Annotated in this window: 19 protein-coding genes; 15 read left to right on the top strand and 4 right to left on the bottom strand. The window is 64.0% G+C overall.

Annotated elements, in window-relative coordinates; genetic code table 11:
- The first annotated feature begins 14 nt into the window (after positions 1–14).
- The 4 genes from LB558_RS04330 to LB558_RS04315 are packed head-to-tail and all read left to right on the top strand — an operon-like array spanning position 15 to position 4,881.
- A complete protein-coding gene (locus tag LB558_RS04330; RefSeq protein WP_224696385.1) occupies positions 15–854 on the top strand; it encodes an ABC transporter permease in 840 nt (279 codons plus the stop codon).
- The gene (locus LB558_RS04325; protein ID WP_224696384.1) at positions 851–1,834 is read left to right on the top strand and encodes an ABC transporter ATP-binding protein; all 984 of its coding nucleotides are present in this window, start codon (positions 851–853) and stop codon (positions 1,832–1,834) included. The genes LB558_RS04330 and LB558_RS04325 overlap by 4 nt, the downstream gene beginning before the upstream one ends.
- The gene (locus tag LB558_RS04320; RefSeq protein ID WP_224696383.1) at positions 1,831–2,805 is read left to right on the top strand and encodes an ABC transporter ATP-binding protein; all 975 of its coding nucleotides are present in this window, start codon (positions 1,831–1,833) and stop codon (positions 2,803–2,805) included. The genes LB558_RS04325 and LB558_RS04320 overlap by 4 nt, the downstream gene beginning before the upstream one ends.
- 48 nt (positions 2,806–2,853) lie before the next feature.
- On the top strand, positions 2,854–4,881 hold the full coding sequence (locus LB558_RS04315; RefSeq protein WP_224696382.1) for a CocE/NonD family hydrolase: 2,028 nt from the start codon (positions 2,854–2,856) through the stop codon (positions 4,879–4,881).
- A 17-nt stretch (positions 4,882–4,898) separates the two neighbouring features.
- On the opposite strand, the gene LB558_RS04310 is transcribed toward LB558_RS04315, so the two are convergent.
- Positions 4,899–5,801, bottom strand: coding sequence for a LysR family transcriptional regulator (locus LB558_RS04310; protein ID WP_224696381.1), 903 nt, complete (start codon positions 5,799–5,801; stop codon positions 4,899–4,901).
- A 102-nt stretch (positions 5,802–5,903) separates the two neighbouring features.
- Here LB558_RS04310 and LB558_RS04305 point away from each other — a divergent pair, with 102 nt between their 5' ends.
- From LB558_RS04305 to LB558_RS04295, 3 genes are all read left to right on the top strand, one after another.
- Entirely contained in the window at positions 5,904–6,893 is a 990-nt protein-coding gene (locus tag LB558_RS04305; protein WP_224696380.1) for a zinc-dependent alcohol dehydrogenase family protein, read from the top strand.
- A gap of 210 nt (positions 6,894–7,103) precedes the next feature.
- Positions 7,104–7,406, top strand: a complete 303-nt coding sequence (locus LB558_RS04300; protein WP_224696379.1) for a zf-TFIIB domain-containing protein — start codon at positions 7,104–7,106, stop codon at positions 7,404–7,406.
- Positions 7,407–7,472: 66 nt separating this feature from the next.
- Positions 7,473–8,459: a Tim44 domain-containing protein gene (locus tag LB558_RS04295; protein ID WP_224696378.1), complete on the top strand. Its 987-nt coding sequence runs from the start codon at positions 7,473–7,475 to the stop codon at positions 8,457–8,459.
- A gap of 45 nt (positions 8,460–8,504) precedes the next feature.
- Here LB558_RS04295 and LB558_RS04290 read toward each other — a convergent pair whose 3' ends face one another.
- Entirely contained in the window at positions 8,505–9,602 is a 1,098-nt protein-coding gene (locus LB558_RS04290; RefSeq protein WP_224696377.1) for a lactonase family protein, read from the bottom strand.
- 199 nt (positions 9,603–9,801) lie between these two features.
- Between LB558_RS04290 and LB558_RS04285 the strand changes: the two genes are divergently transcribed.
- From LB558_RS04285 to LB558_RS04250, 8 genes are all read left to right on the top strand, one after another.
- Positions 9,802–10,353 carry a MaoC family dehydratase gene (locus LB558_RS04285; protein ID WP_224696376.1) on the top strand — a complete coding sequence of 184 codons (552 nt, stop codon included), beginning with the start codon at positions 9,802–9,804 and terminating at the stop codon, positions 10,351–10,353.
- Position 10,354: 1 nt separating this feature from the next.
- A complete protein-coding gene (locus tag LB558_RS04280; protein WP_224696375.1) occupies positions 10,355–11,515 on the top strand; it encodes a CaiB/BaiF CoA transferase family protein in 1,161 nt (386 codons plus the stop codon).
- Positions 11,512–12,681 (top strand): extracellular solute-binding protein, encoded by a 1,170-nt coding sequence (locus LB558_RS04275; RefSeq protein WP_224696374.1) that lies wholly within the window; start codon positions 11,512–11,514, stop codon positions 12,679–12,681. The genes LB558_RS04280 and LB558_RS04275 overlap by 4 nt, the downstream gene beginning before the upstream one ends.
- A 25-nt stretch (positions 12,682–12,706) precedes the next feature.
- On the top strand, positions 12,707–13,894 hold the full coding sequence (locus LB558_RS04270) for an ABC transporter substrate-binding protein (protein ID WP_224696373.1): 1,188 nt from the start codon (positions 12,707–12,709) through the stop codon (positions 13,892–13,894).
- An 82-nt stretch (positions 13,895–13,976) separates the two neighbouring features.
- Positions 13,977–14,714: an ATP-binding cassette domain-containing protein gene (locus LB558_RS04265; RefSeq protein WP_224696372.1), complete on the top strand. Its 738-nt coding sequence runs from the start codon at positions 13,977–13,979 to the stop codon at positions 14,712–14,714.
- Positions 14,707–15,465 carry an ATP-binding cassette domain-containing protein gene (locus tag LB558_RS04260; protein ID WP_224696371.1) on the top strand — a complete coding sequence of 253 codons (759 nt, stop codon included), beginning with the start codon at positions 14,707–14,709 and terminating at the stop codon, positions 15,463–15,465. The genes LB558_RS04265 and LB558_RS04260 overlap by 8 nt, the downstream gene beginning before the upstream one ends.
- Positions 15,462–16,412: an ABC transporter permease gene (locus tag LB558_RS04255; protein ID WP_224696370.1), complete on the top strand. Its 951-nt coding sequence runs from the start codon at positions 15,462–15,464 to the stop codon at positions 16,410–16,412. Before LB558_RS04260 ends, LB558_RS04255 begins: the two co-directional genes overlap by 4 nt.
- A gap of 1 nt (position 16,413) precedes the next feature.
- Complete coding sequence (locus LB558_RS04250) at positions 16,414–17,385, top strand: ABC transporter permease (RefSeq protein WP_224696369.1); 972 nt, start codon at positions 16,414–16,416, stop codon at positions 17,383–17,385.
- Between the two features lie 9 nt (positions 17,386–17,394).
- Here the strand turns inward: LB558_RS04250 and LB558_RS04245 are convergent, their stop codons facing one another.
- Both LB558_RS04245 and LB558_RS04240 read right to left on the bottom strand, forming a co-directional pair.
- On the bottom strand, positions 17,395–18,234 hold the full coding sequence (locus tag LB558_RS04245; RefSeq protein WP_224696368.1) for an amidohydrolase family protein: 840 nt from the start codon (positions 18,232–18,234) through the stop codon (positions 17,395–17,397).
- Between the two features lie 65 nt (positions 18,235–18,299).
- Positions 18,300–19,085, bottom strand: coding sequence for an IclR family transcriptional regulator (locus LB558_RS04240; RefSeq protein WP_224696367.1), 786 nt, complete (start codon positions 19,083–19,085; stop codon positions 18,300–18,302).
- Positions 19,086–19,211: the final 126 nt, after the last annotated feature.

Raw genomic sequence — 19,211 nt, 5'->3', positions numbered from 1 at the left:
GCTTCCGTCTCGGCATGATATGGCGCACCGTGCGCCGTATCATGCGTGAGCCGCTGGGCGCCGTCGGCCTGACGCTGGTGACGGTGGTGGTGCTATCGGCGGTCTTCGCCAGCCTCCTGACCAGCTATGCGCCGAGCAAGATATCGCCGGCCGAACGCTTCGCTTCGCCGAGCCTGCTGCATCTCCTCGGCACCGACCATCTCGGCCGCGATCTTCTGACCCGGGTGCTCTATGGCGGACGCGTTGCGCTTTTGATCGCGCTCGGCGCGACGGCGGTGTCGCTGGTCGTCGGCGTCGTGCTCGGGCTGATCGCCGGCTATGGCCCGCGCTGGCTCGACAATGTGCTGCTGCTGATCTTCGACGCAGTGAAGAGCTTTCCCACCGTCATGCTGGCGCTGACCCTGGTCACCCTGTTCGGTCCCTCGCTCTATGCGGTGGTGCTGGTGGTGATGCTGGTCAATGTGCCGGGTTATGCCCGCATCATCAGGACGCAGACGCTGGTGCTGAAGTCAGCCGAACATGTCATGGCGGCGCGCTCGATGGGCGCCAGTGCCGGCCGCATCCTGCGCGTCCACATCCTGCCCAACATCATCGGCCCGATCCTGATCCTGATATCGATGGACATTCCCGTGGTGGTGGCGATCGAAGCCGGGATGAGCTTCCTCGGGCTCGGCGTGCGGCCGCCGACACCAAGCTGGGGCGCAATCCTCAATGACGGCTTCGCCAACATCCGCGATTCCTATTGGATCGTGATTGCCGGCGGCCTGCCGATCGTGCTGACCACGCTCGGCTTCACCTTCTTCGGCGAGACGCTGCGCGACCTCTTCGATCCCCGCCTGAAGGGACGGTCATGACGGTTCTCGAGGTCAAGAATCTGAACGTTGCCTTCCACACCGAGAGCGGAAGGCTGGAAGCGCTGAAGCAGGTGAGCTTTTCCGTGCCGGCCAACCGCAGCGTTGGCGTGGTCGGCGAATCCGGCTGCGGGAAGTCGACGCTCATCAACGCCATTCTCGGCCTGCTCGCCGACAATGGCGAGATCACATCGGGCGAGATCATCTTCGAGGGCAAAAAGGACCTTGCCCGGCTCGACCACACGGCGATGCGCGGCCTGCGCGGTCTCAGGATCGCCACCGTGTTCCAGGATCCGATGGGCGCGCTCAACCCGGTGCTGTCGGTGGGGCGGCAGATGCGCGACATCCAATATCGCTCGGGTCAGTCGAAGCGAGACAAGGATGCACGCTCCGTCGCCATGCTGCGCAAGGTTCGCATTCCCGATCCGGAAAGCCGGCTGACGCAGTTTCCACACGAGTTCTCCGGCGGCATGAAGCAGCGCATCGCCATTGCGATGGCGCTGATGATGGAGCCGGCGCTGCTGATCGCCGACGAACCGACGACGGCGCTCGACGCGACGCTGGAGGTGGCCACCATCGAACTGCTCAAGGATCTGCAGCGCGATATCGGCTGCTCGGTGCTGTTCATCTCGCACCATCTGGGGGTGATCGCCGAACTCTGCGACGAGATGATCGTGATGTATGCCGGCGAAGTGGTGGAGAGCGGAACGACCCGCGAGATCTTCCACGATGCGCGTCATCCCTACACGCAAAAGCTGTTGGCTTGCGATCCCGCGCGGCTGTCGCAGCGTGTGCCCCGGCTGCCGACGATTGCCGGGACCTTGCCGGATCTGCGCCGTCGGCCAAGCGGTTGCGTCTTCCAGCCGCGCTGCGATCGCGCCGGCGCCCAATGCCTGACGACGCCGCCCGACGCCCCTGTCGGCGGATCTCATATCGCCCATTGCTGGCACGCGGACGTTCCCCTGGGGGCGATGAGCGCATGAACGAAGACCTGCTCCGTGTCAGCGACCTGCGTGTCTCGTTCCAGGTTGGCGGCCTGTTAGCCAGGCTCGCGGGACGGGCCACCGAGATCGAAGCGGTCTCCGGCGTCAGCTTCACGCTTCAACGAGGCAGCACCTTCGCGCTGGTCGGCGAATCCGGCTCGGGCAAGACGACGCTGGCGCGCACCCTCAACGGTCTTCAGCCGGTGAAAGCGGGCACGATCGTGTTTGAAGGTCAGGAACTGCAAGGCCTGTCCAACGCCGCGATGAAACCGGTGCGGCGACGCATGCCGATGATGTTCCAGGATCCGGTCGGATCGTTGTCGCCGCGGCTCAGCGTGCGGTCGCTGCTGTCGGAGCCTTTCGTCATCCACGGTTTGTCGCATCGCGATCTCAACGCCGAAGTCATACGACTTCTTGCACTGGTCGGGCTGCCGCGCGATTTCGCCGACCGCTACCCGCACCAGCTTTCCGGCGGCCAGGCGCGCCGCGTCGGTGTGGCGCGGGCGATTGCGCTGGACCCGGTGCTGGTCGTCGCCGACGAACCGACCGCCGGTCTCGACGTCTCCGTGCAGGGAGAGGTGCTGAACCTGCTCAACGATCTGCGCGACCGCATGGGCCTGTCGATGCTGATCATCACTCACAATCTGCATGTCGTGCGCCAGATCGCCGACCGCATGGCGGTGATGTATCTTGGGCGCTTCGTCGAGCAGGGCGAAACCGAAGCGATCTTCCGCGCCCCGCATCATCCCTATACGGCGGCCCTTCTGTCCGCCAATCCGGAGCCGGATCCCGACAGGCTGCATCAGCGCATCACCCTGCCGGCTGACGTTCCGTCCTTGCTGGCGCGCCCCTCAGGCTGCGAATTTCACACACGCTGCCCGCAGGCCCAAGGCCGTTGCGCAGTGGATGTCCCCATCCCGGTTGCGGTCGGCGACAGCCGCCTGACCTGCCATTTCCCGCTGAACACATAAGGATCGTCACCGGCGCAAGTGTCGGCCGGGGCGTTGAGAGGAGCCGCCATGCAAGATATCCGCGTCGTCACCGATTTCCCGCGAAAAGCCCGCGAGATCGAGAACCTGTGGATTCCGATGCCTGACGGCATCAAGCTGGCGGCGCGTGTCTGGCTGCCGGAAGACGCGGAGGCCGATCCGGTGCCGGCGATCCTCGAATATCTGCCCTATCGCAAGCGCGACGGAACGGTGGAGCGCGATGCGCTGACGCATCCCTATTTCGCCGGTCACGGCTATGCCGGCGTGCGGGTCGACATGCGCGGCTCGGGCGACAGCGAGGGGCTGTGCAAAGGCGAGTATCTGAAGCAGGAACAGGATGACTGCCTGGCGGTCATCGAATGGCTAGCCCGCCAGCCTTGGTGTTCGGGAAGCGTCGGCATGATCGGCATCTCCTGGGGCGGCTTCAACGGGCTGCAGGTCGCGGCCCGCCGCCCGCCGGCACTGAAAGCCGTCGTCTCGCTGTGCTCGACCGACGACCGCTACAACGACGACGTGCATTATCTCGGCGGCGCGATGATGTGCGACAATCTGATGTGGGGGACCACCGCCTGGGCCATCGCCATGACTCCGCCGGATCCGCTGATCGTCGGCGATCGCTGGCGCAAGCTTTGGGAGCAGCGGCTGAACGGCAACGGCATCTGGATGCATGACTGGTTCGAACATCAGCGCCGCGACGATTTCTACAAGCACGGTTCGATCTGCGAGGATTATGCCGATGTCGAAATCCCGGTCTATGCCGTCGGCGGCTGGGCCGACGGCTATCCCAATCCGATCTTCCGGATGCTGGAAAAGCTGAGCGGTCCCTGCAAAGGCCTGATCGGACCCTGGGGCCACAAATATCCGCACTTCGCCATGCCCGGGCCGCGCATCGGCTTCCTGCAGGAGTGCCTGCGCTGGTGGGATCAATATCTCAAGGGCATCGACACCGGCATTGCCGACGAGCCGGTGCTGCGCGCCTGGATTCAGGATCCCGCACGGCCAGCGGCGATCTATGACGAGCGGCCCGGCCGCTGGGTGGCGGAACCGTCGTGGCCCGGACCGGGTGTCGGCGAAAAGGTGCTGAACCTTGGCCCCCATGTGCTGAGCGAGGCCAAGGGCGAGGATACGATCCTGAAGATTTCATCGCCGCAGACGGCTGGCCTGTCGTCCGGCGCCTGGTGTGGCTATGGCGTCATGCCGACCTTGCCTGTCGACCAGCGCATGGAAGAAGGCAATGCCCTGATCTTCGAGACCGCGCCCTTGACCGAAGCGGTCGAGATCCTTGGTTTCCCGGAATTCGAGGTCAAGCTCTCCTGCGACAAGCCCGTCGCGCTTCTGTCCGCCACGCTGTCGCAGGTATTCCCGGAAGGTGCTGCCTCGCGCATCAGCTACGGCGTCCTCAACCTGAGCCATCGCAACGATGATCTGGACATCGCACCCATGGTGCCGGGCCAGGCGGAAACGGTGCGCATCAAGCTGCGCTGTTGCGGGCAGCGTTTCGAGGTTGGCGAGCGTATCCGGCTGGCACTGGCGACATCGCATTGGCCGATCGTCTTTCCGACCGCAGAGCAGGCGACGCTGTCGATCCATTGCGGCGACAGCCGGCTGATCCTGCCGGTGCGCCCACCGCAGCCGCTGGACGACACGCTGGGGGCTTTCCTGGCTCCGGAAAGCGCTGCGCCGATGGAGCAGGAGGTTCTGGCCAAGGGCGACGGTTTTCAGCGCTCGGTGTCGACGGACCAGGTCACTGGCGAGACCGTCTACCAGATCGTCAATGACGGCGGCACGGTGCGGCATCCGCATACGGGAATCGTCCTTTCAGCGAAGCATGTCGACCGGTTCTCCATTCACCCCGACGACCCGAACTCGGCGGTCGGCACCTGCACCTGGGAAAAGTCCTATGGCCGCGGCGACTGGCAGGCGCGCCTTTCAGTGAAGGCGACGGTGCGCGCGCTGCGCCACGTCTGGCGGATCGAGACCCACATCACTGCCCATGACGGAGACGAGCGGGTCGTCGACCGCAGCGAGGTCAAGGAGTATCCGCGCGATCTCAACTGAGCGGCGGCGATTGACGATCACTCCATCGATTTCGGCAGGGCCGTCGCCAGCGCATCGACGGCCAGCCGCACCTTCAGCGGCAGATGCGGCGTCTGCAGCCAAAGCGCGTGGCAGTCGTAGAGATATCGCGGCTGGTCCGGCAACAGCGCCACCAGCGCGCCGGCTTCGATGCGCTCGCGCACCAGCCACCAGGGCAGCCAGGCAAGCCCCATGCTCTCAACAGCTGCATCGGCGATGGCATCGAGATCGTCGAGCCGCAGCCGCCCGGTTGGCGTGATCTCGAGCGTGGGTTGCCCTTCGCGCACAAACAGCCATGGCTGAACAACTTGGCCGAGCCGGCGGTAGACAATCGCCTGATGGTGGGCGAGATCCTCGATACGCCGCGGTTCGCCATGAACTCTGAGATAGGGGGGCGCCGCGCAGACGACCATGCCCTGACGCGCGACGCGACGCGCGATCATTCCCGCCTTGTTGTCCAAGACACCGGTGCGGATGGCCAGATCGTAGCCGTCCTCGGCGAGATCGGCGAAACGATCGCTGAGCGACAGGTCGAGTTCCAGCATCGGATATTGCCGGGCGAGCTTCAGCAGCACGGGGGTCACGCAGTGGCGGCCGAAATGCGCCGGCATGGTGACCCGCAGTTTTCCACGTGGTTCCGAAAACTGGTCAGCGGCGAGCGCATCGGCGGCTTCGGCTTCGGCCAGCACCACCCGACAGCGTTCATAGTAAGCGCGGCCGAAGTCGGTCAGGCTCTGCCGTCGCGTGGTCCGGTTGAGCAGCCGCACGCCCAGCCGCTCCTCCATAAACCGGACATGCTTGCCGACCATCGGGCCAGACAGGTCGAGCGCGACCGCCGCGGCCGCGAACGAGCCGAGATCGACCGCCTTGACGAACACGGCCATGCTCTCAAGCCGATCCATATTCGGAACTCCTGGTTTCTACTGTCCTTCGCTTACAGCCATTTATCCCCGGCAAGCCTGGCTGCATAGCTCATTCGGTTCAGATGATTTGGAGTATCCCGAATGACACGCGTAGTTCGCTTTCGCCAGCATGGTGGCCCCGAGGTTCTGCGCATCGAGGATGTCGCGCTTTCCCCACCGGGTCCGGGCGAAGTTCAAATCCGGGTCAAGGCACTCGGCCTCAATCGCGCCGAAGCGCTGTTGCGCGCGGGTTCCTATATCGAGACGCCGACGCTCCCCTCGGGGCTTGGTCTTGAAGCGGCGGGCGTCATCGAGGCTATTGGCGACGGCGTGAAGGATTTCGCGCCGGGCGACAGGGTCAGTGTCATCCCGCCGCAATCGATGATCCGCTGGCCGGCCTATGGCGAGTTTGCCACCTACCCCGCCGGACTTGTCGTCAAACATCCGCCGTCGCTCGACTGGCAGACGGCAGCGGCGGTCTGGATGCAGTATCTCACCGCCTACGGCGCGCTGATCGGTATCGCCAGGCTGCACAGCGGAGACGCCGTCGTCATCACAGCAGCATCGAGCAGTGTCGGGCTTGCGGCGATCCAGATCGCCAACAGGGTCGGCGCGACCGCGATTGCGGTGACGCGGACATCGGCGAAGAGGCAGGCCCTGCTCAACGCCGGCGCGGCGCATGTCATCGCCTTGGCCGAGGAGAACCTGGCGGCACGGCTGAACGGGATCGCTGGGCCTGAAGGCGTGCGCGTCGTGTTCGATCCGATCGGCGGCCCGATCTTCGAGCCGCTCACATCGGCGATGTCGCGTGGCGGGATCCTCATCGAGTATGGCGGCCTCAGCCGTGAGCCGACGCCGTTTCCACTGTCAACCGTTCTGAGCAAGATACTGATACTGCGCGGCTACCTCGTCCACGAGATCACCGGCAACCCGGCGAAACTGGAGGCCGCCAAGGCGTTCATCCTCGAAGGACTCGGGACCGGGACTCTAAAGCCGATCATCGACCGGACCTATGCGTTCGACCAGATCGTCGAGGCGCACCGCTGCCTGGAGTCGAACGAGCAGTTCGGTAAAATCGTGGTGACGATCTGATCGTGGTGACGGTCTGAGCAACGATGGCGAACAAATCATTCTTGCAGGGCAATATCGCTCTTGAAGGCGCGACTCTGCATTCCTAACTGTTCGGTGCGGGCCGGGCCCCTCTGACTGTCGCTTTTGGCGATCGTGATGTCGGACCGCTTTAACGGGCCCGTTTCCATTCTTTCGGTCAAGCGGCCTCATTCCTTCGGTTTGGAGCCCCGTATGACATCTACTTCCCTCCTTGGCATGACTTGCCCCTCCTGCCGCGTCGCCCTCGTGATGAGCGAACGCCAGGGTATCGAAATCGACTACTGTCCGCAGTGCCGCGGCGTCTGGCTTGATCGAGGAGAACTCGACAAGATCATCGAGCGGTCCGGCAGGGAAGCGGCGCCCGCGCCGCAGCCACAGCCGGCAGCATTCTCCCAGCCGCAGCATGGCCAGAGCCGCGACGACGATTATTCCCGCTCGCACGGTCACCGCTATCCGAAACGGAAGAAATCGTTCTTCGAAGAGTTGTTCGACTGACCGCCCGGCGTCCAGGCCGGCGCTTGCTGAAACTTCCGAAACCGCATCGACAAAGGTCCATCTCTGATGATTTCCCGCACCAGCCGATTTGCAGCCCTCTTTGCAGGACTGTTCCTTGCATTCTCCATGGTTGCGATGGATCACGCCGAGGCCCGTCGCGGCGGCAGTTTCGGCAGTCGTGGCATGCGTACGTTCCAATCGGCACCGCCGACCAGAACCGCACCAGCAACGACCGCTCCGGTCGAGCGGTCGATGACGCCCAACACCGGTGTGAGCAACGCGGCCCGGCAGCCGCAGGCCGGCCTGCAGAGGCCCGGCTTTATGGGCGGCTTCGGTGGAACAATGATGCGCGGCCTGCTGCTCGGCGGCCTGATCGGCTTGCTCGTCGGCCAAGGCTTCGGCGGCCTGGCCGGCATGTTCGGTTTCCTGCTTCAGGCCCTGCTCATCGGTGGTGCGATCATGCTGGCCATCAGGTTCTTCCGGTCGCAATCGGCGCGCGGTCCTGCCCCTGCGTTCGCTGGTGCCGGTAATGCCCAGGCTTCGCGATTTGAGAACCGCGCGACGGCAGGGCAGCAGACTGCAGGCTCCTTCACAATTCCCGGTTTCGGCGGCGGTTCGGGCGGAAGCTCTGCGGCCACCGGTTCCGATGAGATCACGCTGGCCCAGACCGACCTCGACGCATTCCAGCAGCTGTTGACCAATGTCCAGGAAGCATTCGGGCGCGAAGACCATGCCGCTCTGCGCCGGGCGGTGACCCCCGAAATGGTGTCCTATCTGTCCGAGGAACTGGCCGACAATGCTCAGAAAGGTCTCAGGAACGAGGTGACTGATATCACCTTGCTGCAGGCCGACATTGCAGAAAGCTGGCGCGAGGATGAGCGCGACTACGCCACGGCCGCATTGCGCTACGAGTCTCGCGACGTAACGCGCGAACGGGCCAGCGGCAAAATCGTCGAGGGCGACGAGGACCATCCGACAGAGACGACCGAGCTGTGGACCTTCGTGCGTGATAATGGCTCGAACTGGAAGCTCTCGGCAATACAACAGGCCTGAGCCCCGGCTGGCTGTCTCCGAGGCTTCGGTGCGACTTGCGGTCGTTCAGGGCACGATCTTGACGCACATCGGCGTGCCGATCTCGATGGCGCATCCGGTGTCGGTCAGCATGCCGCTGTCGGCGTCGCGCGCAAAAATCGAGATGCGGTCGGCATTCTGGTTGGCCGAGAACAGATGGCCGCCGGATGGCGTCAGGGCCAGGTTGCGCGGCGTGGCACCGCCGCAAGGGACGTAGCCGACGAGGCTTAGCGACCCTGCCTGCTGGTCGATCGCCATGATGACGACGCTGTCGTGGCCACGGTTGGAGCCGTAGACGAAACGGCCATCCGGTGAGATCTGGACGTCGGCGCAATGGTTGCTGTCACGCGCCTCGGATGGCACCGCCGGCTTGGCGTCGATGAGCGTGAGTTTGCCCGAGGCTTCGTCCAGCGCCATCGACACGATGGTCGAATCCAGTTCGTTCATGACGAAGACGAAGCGTCCGTTCGGATGCAGTGCGAGGTGGCGTGGACCGGCGCCGGATGGCAGACCGGATTCGGCTAGCTTGGCCAGATTGCCGTCGCGCTCGATCCGGTAAGACACCAGCCGGTCGATGCCGAGGTCGGCGACGATGGCTGTGCTGCCGGCAATGGTTTCGGTGACGCTATGGGCGTGCGAACGTTCCTGCCGCGCGGCATTCGGGCCGCTGCCTTTATGCGAGATGCTGGCCAGCGGCGCCGACAGTGCGCCGTCCTTCTCGAAACCATAGACAGCCACGGCACGATCCGGACCGCCCTCGCCCATGCCGTAATTGGCGACCAGCAGCTTCGTCCCATCGCGGGTGATGGTGTTGTGGGCGGTGATGCTGCCGAGCGACGGCTGCTTGTTCAGATAAATGAGCGTACCCGAAGCTCGGTCGAAGCTGTAGGCGGAGACAGTTCCCTCGCGCCAGGTGAACACTTCCGAATTGGCATAGACGTGCGAGCCGTCCGGTGTCACCGAGAGGAAGGTCGGATTGTCGACGTCGTTGGTCTCGGCCAGTTTTCGTGTTCCCAGCGTCGTCTCGTCAAAGCTGTAGACGCCGAGACCGACGCCCCGAGCGCCCTGAAAATACGGCGCTTCGCGGTTCAGGCTGCCGACAAAGACCAGACAATCCTTGCGCATGATTTTCCTCCCCTGCCCGCCTGCGCTTCGGCGCGCGGGAGCAGCCAAAATTCGCCTGTTCACGCTTGCAACGCAACCCCATATGTGAAAATACTATTCACAAAAGAAGATTGATGGGAGGAAACGCCTTGCATTTCGACGCCTTGATGCGTTCTCCGACAGCTGTGACGTCCCTCATCCACGCCTGGCGGTGCTGGCTATGAACGATTTCGCGCCCACCGTCGGCGTCGCTTCGACGCATCCCAAGAACATGCCTAGGGATCATGCCGCGCTGCCGGTGTGGAACGCCGAAAACTGGTTCTATGAGGACTGGCCGGCCGGTCAGAAGATCCGCTCGTTGCGACGCACCATGGCTGAAGGCGACAGCCATTTGTTCAACACGCTGGTGCTCGACATCCACCCCTATGTGCAGGACCAGATGTTTGCCGAGAGCGAAGGCATTTTCGGCAAACGACTGATCGCCGGCGCCTTCGTCTTTTCGGCTGGCCTGGGACTGGTCGCCACCAACTGCATCAACGCCTTTTCCTATGGCTACGACAGGCTCCGCTTTATAAAGCCCGTCTTCATTGGGGACACGATCTATTCGATCCGCTCCAACCTCGACAAGACACCCCGCTACAAGGAGATGGGGCTGATCCGCGCCAGCTATGAGGTGTTCAAGGGCGAAGGCGAACTCGTTCTCTACTGCGAACATCTGCAGACGGTGAAGTACCGCAACCCGGCCGACTTCGTCGGCAAGACGGAGAAATAGCATGCCGGCAGCAGCCGAATTGCCGCTCGCCGGTCTCGTCGTCGTCGACATGAGCCAGTTCCTGTCAGGGCCTTATTGCTCACTCAGACTGCTCGATCTCGGCGCCCGTGTGATCAAGATCGAGCGTCCGGATGGCGGCGACCTGTCGCGCCGGCTCTATCTCAGTGACACCGAGATCGGCGGCGATTCCACCATCTTCCACGCCATCAACCGGGCCAAGCAAAGTCTTGCCATCGACCTCAAGAACGGGGCCGATCTCGAGGCGTTGCGCGGCCTTCTGGCCAAGGCGGATGTGCTGATCCAGAATTTCCGGCCGGGCGTCATCGAACGGCTCGGCTTGGACTATGAGGCGGTCCGCAAGATCAATCCGCGGCTGGTCTATGCCTCGATCAGCGGCTATGGCGAAGACGGACCATGGGTCAAGAGACCCGGCCAGGATCTCCTGGCGCAGGCGCGTTCCGGAGTGATGTGGCTGAACGGCGACGAGGACCAGGGGCCGGTGCCGTTCGGCCTCGCCATCGGCGACATGCTGGCGGGTGCGGCCTGCGCGCAAGGCATCCTCGCGGCACTGGTGCGGCGCGGCATCACCGGCCAGGGAAGCCATATCGAAACCAGCCTGCTGGAAGCGCTGGTCGATTTCCAATTCGAGGTGCTGACGACGCATCTCAATGACGGCCGCCGGCTGCCCAGGCGCTCCAGCTTCCGCAGCGCGCATGCCTATCTGTCGGCGCCTTACGGTGTTTACCCGGCCAAGGACGGATATCTCGCCATCGCCATGACGCCGATCCCCAAGCTGGCCGATCTCCTGTCGCTCAGCGAACTCGCACCCTATCGCGACAACCCTGCGTCGTGGTTCACCGCGCGCGACGACATCAAGGCGATCATCGCACAGCGGGTCGCCACCAAGACGATCGACGAGTGGCTTGATATCCTCGAGCCGGCCGACATCTGGTGCGCCAAAGTGCTGACCTGGCCGGAGATGCTGGCGAGCGAAGGGTTCCAGTCCCTCGACATGCTGCAGACTGTGACGCGCGAGGACGATGTGTCGATCCTCACCACCAGTTCGCCGCTCCGGGTCGATGGCATAAGGGCCAAGGTCGATCGGGCGGCGCCCCGCATCGGCGAGCACAGTGCCGCCATCCGCGCGGAGTTCGGCCTGTGAGTTCGCCCAAGCTCAAAGGTATGACCTGGAGCCATCCGCGTGGCTACGATCCGATGGTCGCCTGCTCGGCTCTGTGGCAGCAGAAGACCGGTATTGCCATCGAATGGGACAAGCGATCGCTGCAGGACTTCGAATCCTTCCCGGTCGAAGAACTGGCGCGCGCCTATGACCTCATCGTCATCGACCATCCGCATGTCGGCCAGATCACGGCTGAGCGTTGCCTCGAGCCGCTGGATGTCGCCGGCCGCGAGGCGGAGCGCACAGCCCTTGCCTCGGGCAGCGTCGGCCAATCCTATCCGAGCTACAACTGGCAAGGACGGCAATGGGCTTTCCCGATCGATGCGGCAACCCAGGCCCAGGCATGGCGTCCGGATGCGCTCGAGGCGCCGCCGGCGCGCTGGAGCGAGGTGCTCGATCTCGCCCGGCAAGGCCGCGTGCTGCTGCCGCTGCGACCGCCTCACGTGTTGATGGTGTTCTACACGCTCGCCGGCAATCTCGGGCATGCCTGCATGACCGATCCGTCCCACGATCTGATCGATGTGGAGATCGGTAGCCAAGTCTTCGAGACAATGCGCGAGATTGCAGCGCTGGTCGATCCCGCGTGTTTCGAGATGGATCCGATTGCCGTCTCCGAACGTATGGCGGAGGCCGGTTCCAGGCTCGTCTGCGCGCCACTGATCTACGGTTACGTTTCCTATGCGACGGCTGGCTTTCGGGCGAACCGGCTGGCCTTTGCCGATGTTCCGGTCATTGGTTCCGGCGGCCCGATCGGTTCGGCGCTTGGCGGCACCGGCATAGCCGTATCGGCATTCTCCAAGGCCAGGGGTGCCGCGATCGACTTTGCCTATTGGGTCGCGAGCGGCGATGTCCAGCGCGGCCCCTATGCCGCCGCCGGCGGCCAGCCCGGCCATGCAGCGGCCTGGGAGGACCAGACCGTCAATGCGGCGACCGGCGACTTCTATCGGGATACGCGCGCGACGCTGGAGGGCGCATGGGTGCGGCCGCGCCATGACGGCTACATGGCGTTCCAGCAAGCCGCGTCCGAACGCATCCTTTCCGGCATGACCTCCCGGCATCAAGCCCGACAGGTCGTTGCCGATCTCAATCGCCTGTTTCGGGAGAGTTCCCCGGCGCAGGTGTCCGGCGCTGCCGGTGGAGGAGCCTGAACCAAACCGAACGGAGGAGAATCAGATGACAGGAATGATCCGCGGCCTACTGGCCGCAACGGCGCTTGCCTCGCTTGCAACGACCGCCTTTGCCCAGGATGTGCAAGGCGTCATCGGCGGGTTGCCGACCGAACTCAAGGCGCAGTATGACGGCGCGCCGCAGAAGGTGCTGCCCTCGGCCTGGGACAATTTCACAACGCCGCCGAAGCCGTGGAAATGGTGCCACTCGGAATCCTACCAGGGCAATCCGTGGCGGGTCACGGTGACCAAGGAGTTGAAGCGTCTTGTTGACGGGCTGATCGCCGACGGAACGGTGTCCAGCTTCGAAGTGTCTGATTCCAACAACGACGCCAGCCAGCAGATCAACCAGATCCGCGCCTTCATCGACAAGAAGTGCTCGATCATCACCTCGATCCCGGGCTCGGCGACGGCACTCGATGATGCGATCGACGCTGCCGCCAAAGCCGGCATTCCGTTCATCACCGCGGCCGGCTCGGCGACCAGCCCGAACGCCATCAATGTCGATTCCAACTATGCGCGCTGGGGCTACGACATGATGACGGCGATCGGCAAGGCGCAGCCGGACGGCGCCAGCATCCTTCTGGTCGAAGGCATCGCCGGACACCCGATCGTGGTGCAGGAGCGCCAGGGCGCGGACAAGGCGCTGGCCGAAAATCCGAAGCTGAAGATTTCACGCAACGTCAACGGCAACTGGACAGCCAACGTCACCAAGACCGTGGTGCTGCAGGCGATCGCCACCAACCCGGCGCCGATCGATGCGGTGTGGACGACAGGCAGCGAAAGCCGCGTCGTCGCCGAAGCCTTCGCGGAAGCCGGCCGACCGGCGCCATTGATCACCGGCTCGATCACCGGCGATGCACTGGGCTACTGGAAGGCCAACCCCGACAAGTACCGCTTCGAAGGCCATGCGGTTCTGCCGCACTGGACCGCCGAAACGCTGTTCCGCGTCGGCGAGCGCATGCTCGACGGACAGAAGCCGAAGCTGAACACGCTGCTGATCCCGATCCCGCCTGTCCACACCGCCGATCTCGGTGCCTGGTACAGGGACTGCATGACGACGGATGCCGTGTCGATCTTCCCGATCCCACCGAAAGATCCGATGCCGGAGGAATGGCTCGACGCCTATTTCTCGAACTCGGCGCCGACCAAGGGCTGGGATTATTCGAAAGTGCCCGACGCCTGTGCAAAGTGACGCCTGCGCAAAGTGACGCCTGCCAATCTCTCAACAGGCTGGCTCCTTTCGGGGAGCCGGCCTGCTAGCATCGAAATGCGACATGCTTGAAATCAAAACCATATCCAAACGCTATGGCGAGACGATCGCGCTCGCGGACGCATCGATCGCGTTTCGGGCGGGAACCATCCACACGATCCTGGGCGAGAACGGTTCGGGCAAGAGCACGATGGTCAAGCTGTTGTCCGGCATCGTCCAGCCGGACAGCGGTGTGATCCTGCTGCACGGCAAACCATTCTCTGGCGCCAATCCATCTGCCTTCCAGGCGCAAGGCTTCGCCACGGTGTTCCAGGAGGTGCTGATCGCACCGGACCGCAGCGTCACCGACAACATCCTGCTCGGCCTCGACGGACTGGTCCGGCGTGCCGTTCCCCGCCATGAGCGCCGTGACAAGGCGGAAGCTGCGCTGAAGCGCTTTGCGGTCACCGACGTCCCCCTCGACAAGCCAGCCGGCCTGCTGCCGCTCGCCGCGCAGCAATTGGTCGTCCTTGCCCGCGCGATCGTGCGCAACCCAAAGATCCTGATCCTCGACGAGGTCACCGCCGCGCTCGACTTCGCCGATCGCGAATCCGTTTTTTCGTTGATGCGAGCGCTTGCCGGTGAAGGCTGCCTGATCCTGTTCATCACCCACCGCATGGACGAGGTGATGTCGCTTTCGGATCGCATTTCGATCCTGCGGGGCGGCAGCGTGGTGCGCACCGAAGAGCGCGGCGCTTCAACGCCGGCGGAACTTCTCAAGGCGATGGCGCCACGTACCGCCGCGGAGCTTGCGCATGGCTGATCGCACCGCGCTCGATTTTGGTGGTCTTGCCGTTCGCGAACTCGTCATCGCGCCCGGCGCCAGCCCGATCACGCAGGCAATCGCTCCGGGTGAGATCGTCGGGCTTGCCGGCCTCGATGGTCACGGCCAGGAGTTGTTCCTCAAGATGCTTGCTGGCCTGGAACCGCCGCATGGCGGCTCGATCGAACTCGGTGCATCGGGTGTGTCCCGCAAGATCACCGGGTTTCGCAAGGCTGTCGCCAGCGGCATCGCCTATTTGCCGCGCGACCGACGCGCCAACGGCATTTTCCCGACGCAGTCGGTGCTCGACAATTTCGCCGTTTCGACTCTGTCGCGCGACACACGGCTCGGCCTGATCAGCCCGGCGGCGCGCATGGCGCGCTACGACATCTACCGCGAAAAACTGTCGATCGCCGCCCCCCGGCCCGATGCGCCGATCACCACTTTGTCGGGGGGCAACCAGCAGAAGGTGCTGCTGGCGCGGGCCTTGGCGCTGGAGCCCGCGATCCTGCTCCTCAACGATCCGACCCGTGGCGTCGATGTGGCGACGCGGCATGTGCTCTACGACGTGTTTCGCGGGTTGGCGGCCGACGGCATGGGGCTCGTCATCCTGTCCAGCGAAATCGAGGAGATTCTTCTCCTCTGCCAGCGCGTGCTGGTGTTCCGTGAGAATGAAATCGCGGCCGAGATCGCCGGCGACACGCTCACCACCGACGGCGTGATATCAGCCATGTTCGGACGTGCGGCATGAGCCCTGTTGCGCGTCTCCTATCCCTTGGGCGAAATTTCGGCTTCGCCGTCGTGCTGCTGGTCGTGCTGCTTGCGGTCAATCTTATCCTCAGCCCCGGACGGTTCCAGCCGGGTTCCTGGGGCGCGCTGGTCGGATTGGCGGCGCCCTTGATCGGTGCGGCCATTGCGTCCACGCCTGTCATCCTCGCCGGCCGTGGCGGCATCGACATTTCGGTCGGGCCGCTGATGGGCTTCGTCAATGCTTTTGCGATCCAGTTGCTGTTCCTCGGCGCCGACATCTCATCGCCCTTGGTGCTCGTTCCGGCGGCGCTGCTCGTCGGCGCGCTGGTCGGTGCGGCGAACGGCTTTCTGGCGACAATCGTGCGCATCCAGCCGATCGTCGCCACGCTCGGCACCTATCTGATCCTCACCGGCGTGACGCTGACAATCCTGCCGGCGCCGATCGGCCCGGCGCCGGCCTGGCTCAAGGCACTGTCCGGCCCGCTGTCGATGCTGCCGCTCGCATTGATGTGCATCGCCTGGTGGCTGGTGCGACGCACCCCTTACTACGACCAGTTGATGGCGGTCGGCAGCGACGACCGCGCCGCCTACACCGCCGGTGTCGACGTCACGCGCGTGCGCTTCATCGCCTATGTCATGACTGGCGTCCTCGGCGGATGCGCCGGGCTGATGCTGACCGCGCTGATCGGTTCCGCCGACCCCAACATCGGGCCGACCTACACGCTGATCGCCATCGCCGCCGTAGCGCTCGGCGGCGTCAGCCTGACCGGCGGCCGTGGTGGCGTGGCGGGTGCCGCCATCGGCGCCATCGACATTTTCCTGCTGCAAAGCGTGCTGACGACGTTCAACGTCTCGACCTTCGTGCTGCAGATCGCCTACGGCGCGATCCTGGTGCTGGCCGTGATGCTGACAGCGCTGCAGGAACGTCTTGCCATGGGGAGACGCTGACATGGTTTTGCGCCGAAATCTCTTCGCGACCACCAACGCCCGCGTCGTCGGCGCCTTCTGCGTCGCCGCCCTTCTGCATCTCGCTGGCACGGTCCTCATTCCTGGCTACTCCGCGCCGTTTGCCATACGCGCCATGCTGGTGCTCGCCTCGCTGCTCGCCGTCGCGTCGATTGGCCAGACGCTGGTCGTCATCATGGGCGGCATCGACCTTTCGATCCCCTTCGTCATCGGCTTTGCCAATGTCGTGGCGGCGCAGCTCTATGGCGATGGCTGGAATTTTGTCCTGGTCTGCGGCCTCATCGGCGTGCTGGCGCTCTTCATCGGCGGGCTGAACGGGCTGATCTCGCGCAGCCTCGACATCCAGCCGCTCATCGTCACGCTCGGCATCGGCATGGTCGTGCAAGGGCTGGTGTTGCTGTGGACAGCCGGCTTCCCGTCAGGCTCCGCACCGCAAGCGGTATCCAGCTTCGTCTCGATCGGCGGATCGGCCGGACCGCTGCCGGTGCCGTGGCTGGTGCCGAGCCTGGTCGTGCTGGCCGCGCTCGTCGTGCTGGTGCTGGAGCGGACACCCTATGGCCGCCGGCTCTATGCGCTGGGCAGCAATCCGGGCGCGGCGCCGCTGGCGCTGATTGACCCGGTTCGCATGTGGGTGATCACCTATGCGGCAAGCGCTTTCTTCGCCGCCGTGGCAGGGGTGCTGCTGCTCGGCTTCACCGGTTCGGCCTATGGCGATGTCGGCCAACCCTATCTCTTCCAGACCATCGCGGCGGTCGTCGTAGGAGGCGCAGCACTTGTCGGTGGCCGGGGAAGCTATCTCGGCACCATCGCCGGCGTGCTGGTGCTGACCGAGATCAACACGCTGCTGATCGGCCTCGGCTTTCAGCCCGCAGCGGTGCAGGCCGCGCTCGGCTTCGTCATCGTGCTGCTGGTTTCGCTCTATGGCCGCGAACGGCACGTCTCGACAACCATCTGAAAGGACCCGTCAGTCGAGCCGCCACAGCTTGCGGGCATTGCCGGACAACAGCCTGTCGCGCTCGCCAATGCTGCAGCCCCCAAGCAATGCATGGGTCGCCGCCACCCAGGTCGACAGGCCGCCGCCAAGCGTGCAGACAGGCCAGTCGCTGCCCCAGACGACGCGATCCCAGCCGAATGAATTGATGGTGTGCTCGACGTACGGCCGCAACGTCTCAACCGTCCAGCTACCGGCATCGGCATAGGCGACGACACCGGAGATCTTGGCCATGACATTTGGGCGCCGGGCGATGTCGCTTATATGCTCGCGCCATGGATGTTCGCTCTTGCCCTTGATGTCGGGGACGCCGCAATGATCAAGGACGAACGTCACATCGGGTGCAAGGTCGGCCAGCGCGATCGCCCTGGGGATCTGGTGCGGCAGCACGACGAGATCGAAGGTCAGGCCGGTGCCGCCAAGCCGCTTGATGCTGTCGCGAAACACCGCACCTTCCGAAAGCTCGTCGGGCACGACATGGAGGACGCGGCGAAAGCCCTTTACAAACGGGTTTGCCCGCTGCCGTTCGAGATAGGCTGCGAAGTTCCCTTCCTCAGGACGGCAGGACGCGATCACCCCGGCCAGCATACTGCCGGGCTGCCGTGACAATCCTGTCACACGAGCGGTCTCGGCTTCGATGTCGGCCGCATCGACATCGACCTCCATATGCAGCACACGCCCGACGCCGACACGCTGCGCCTCCGTCGCGTAGTCTTCATAAGAGAAATCGCGGTTGAGCGCCGGCACGCCGGCGAGCCAGGGATAGCGCAGGGCCGAGCGATCGATGAGATGAAGATGGGTATCGATGATCATGGTGAGGCTCCTCCCTCTGGCTTTTCAAATCATCTCACGGGAGAATTCCTCATTCAAATAAGAATTCACACCGATGAGCCGACTGCTGATCCAGCGAGGTGCGACAGCTTTTCACACGTTGCCAGCAACAGTTCGATCGTCCTGGTGATGTCGGGCGCGGAAGGCGCATTGACCACCGTGATGTAAGGAATCGACAGCGCGGCGATCGCCTTGCCGTCGGAACTGCGCACCGGGGCCGACAGGTTGAAGACGCCGGCTGTCTGCATCGAGGCCATCATCTCGTAGCCACGGTCGCGGATCTGGTCGAGACGGGTGAAGAACTCGGTCGATTGCGCCGTCTTGTCGGTGCTGCGGACGTGTTCGGAGATCATCATCTGGCGCTCTTCCGGTGAGCGGAAAGCGAGCAGAACATGTCCCGAGCCGGTGTCGAACAGACTGATATGGGACCCGACCCGGATCGATATGCCCCAGTAGTTCGGTGCTTCCTGCTGAGCGATGACCACGGCAGAACCGCGATCAAAAACAACCAGTTGGTTGGCCTGCTGCGATGTTTCGGCAAGCTCACGCATCAGCGGCGTGGCATAGGAGACCAGCCGCCGTACCGGCGCGTGCAGCTGTGCCAGGCCGAACAGCTTGAGCGTCAGCGAATAGCGGTCGCCGTCGAGGCGCGTGACGTAGCCGCGCCGCACCAGCCGGTCGAGCATGCGATAGAATTCATTGGGACTGCGGTCGAGTTTCTTGGCGATTTCGGCCTGGGTCAGGCCACCGTCGACGGCCGCCAGCAGTTCGAGGATATCGAGCCCCTTGTCGAGCGCCGGCGCGCGATAGCGCTCGTCTTCGCTGTCGTCCATGGGCTCATCCTCCAGTGAATTTCACCCTTCATATACGCAGGAACGTGCGCGGCGGAAACAAATTTCGCCTTGACGTGTCTATGAATGTTTTGTTTGTATATGAATGTAGCACTTCTTGTCATCAGA

The organism is Mesorhizobium sp. CO1-1-8 (assembly GCF_020164875.1).
In the GTDB taxonomy this organism is placed as follows: Bacteria; Pseudomonadota; Alphaproteobacteria; order Rhizobiales; family Rhizobiaceae; genus Mesorhizobium.
This window is presented reverse-complemented; position numbering and strand designations above follow the sequence as displayed.

What these genes read in the sequence shown, in the direction of transcription:
- LB558_RS04305 (WP_224696380.1), top strand. Translation starts at nt 5,904, where the DNA reads ATGACACGCGTAGTTCGCTTTCGCCAGCATGGTGGCCCCGAGGTTCTG.
- LB558_RS04280 (WP_224696375.1), top strand. Translation starts at nt 10,355, where the DNA reads ATGCCGGCAGCAGCCGAATTGCCGCTCGCCGGTCTCGTCGTCGTCGAC.
- LB558_RS04245 (WP_224696368.1), bottom strand. Translation starts at nt 18,234, where the DNA reads ATGATCATCGATACCCATCTTCATCTCATCGATCGCTCGGCCCTGCGC.
- LB558_RS04265 (WP_224696372.1), top strand. Translation starts at nt 13,977, where the DNA reads ATGCTTGAAATCAAAACCATATCCAAACGCTATGGCGAGACGATCGCG.
- LB558_RS04250 (WP_224696369.1), top strand. Translation starts at nt 16,414, where the DNA reads ATGGTTTTGCGCCGAAATCTCTTCGCGACCACCAACGCCCGCGTCGTC.
- LB558_RS04285 (WP_224696376.1), top strand. Translation starts at nt 9,802, where the DNA reads ATGAACGATTTCGCGCCCACCGTCGGCGTCGCTTCGACGCATCCCAAG.
- LB558_RS04320 (WP_224696383.1), top strand. Translation starts at nt 1,831, where the DNA reads ATGAACGAAGACCTGCTCCGTGTCAGCGACCTGCGTGTCTCGTTCCAG.
- LB558_RS04315 (WP_224696382.1), top strand. Translation starts at nt 2,854, where the DNA reads ATGCAAGATATCCGCGTCGTCACCGATTTCCCGCGAAAAGCCCGCGAG.
- LB558_RS04260 (WP_224696371.1), top strand. Translation starts at nt 14,707, where the DNA reads ATGGCTGATCGCACCGCGCTCGATTTTGGTGGTCTTGCCGTTCGCGAA.
- LB558_RS04330 (WP_224696385.1), top strand. Translation starts at nt 15, where the DNA reads ATGATATGGCGCACCGTGCGCCGTATCATGCGTGAGCCGCTGGGCGCC.
- LB558_RS04300 (WP_224696379.1), top strand. Translation starts at nt 7,104, where the DNA reads ATGACATCTACTTCCCTCCTTGGCATGACTTGCCCCTCCTGCCGCGTC.
- LB558_RS04240 (WP_224696367.1), bottom strand. Translation starts at nt 19,085, where the DNA reads ATGGACGACAGCGAAGACGAGCGCTATCGCGCGCCGGCGCTCGACAAG.
- LB558_RS04270 (WP_224696373.1), top strand. Translation starts at nt 12,707, where the DNA reads ATGACAGGAATGATCCGCGGCCTACTGGCCGCAACGGCGCTTGCCTCG.
- LB558_RS04295 (WP_224696378.1), top strand. Translation starts at nt 7,473, where the DNA reads ATGATTTCCCGCACCAGCCGATTTGCAGCCCTCTTTGCAGGACTGTTC.
- LB558_RS04310 (WP_224696381.1), bottom strand. Translation starts at nt 5,801, where the DNA reads ATGGATCGGCTTGAGAGCATGGCCGTGTTCGTCAAGGCGGTCGATCTC.
- LB558_RS04325 (WP_224696384.1), top strand. Translation starts at nt 851, where the DNA reads ATGACGGTTCTCGAGGTCAAGAATCTGAACGTTGCCTTCCACACCGAG.
- LB558_RS04255 (WP_224696370.1), top strand. Translation starts at nt 15,462, where the DNA reads ATGAGCCCTGTTGCGCGTCTCCTATCCCTTGGGCGAAATTTCGGCTTC.
- LB558_RS04290 (WP_224696377.1), bottom strand. Translation starts at nt 9,602, where the DNA reads ATGCGCAAGGATTGTCTGGTCTTTGTCGGCAGCCTGAACCGCGAAGCG.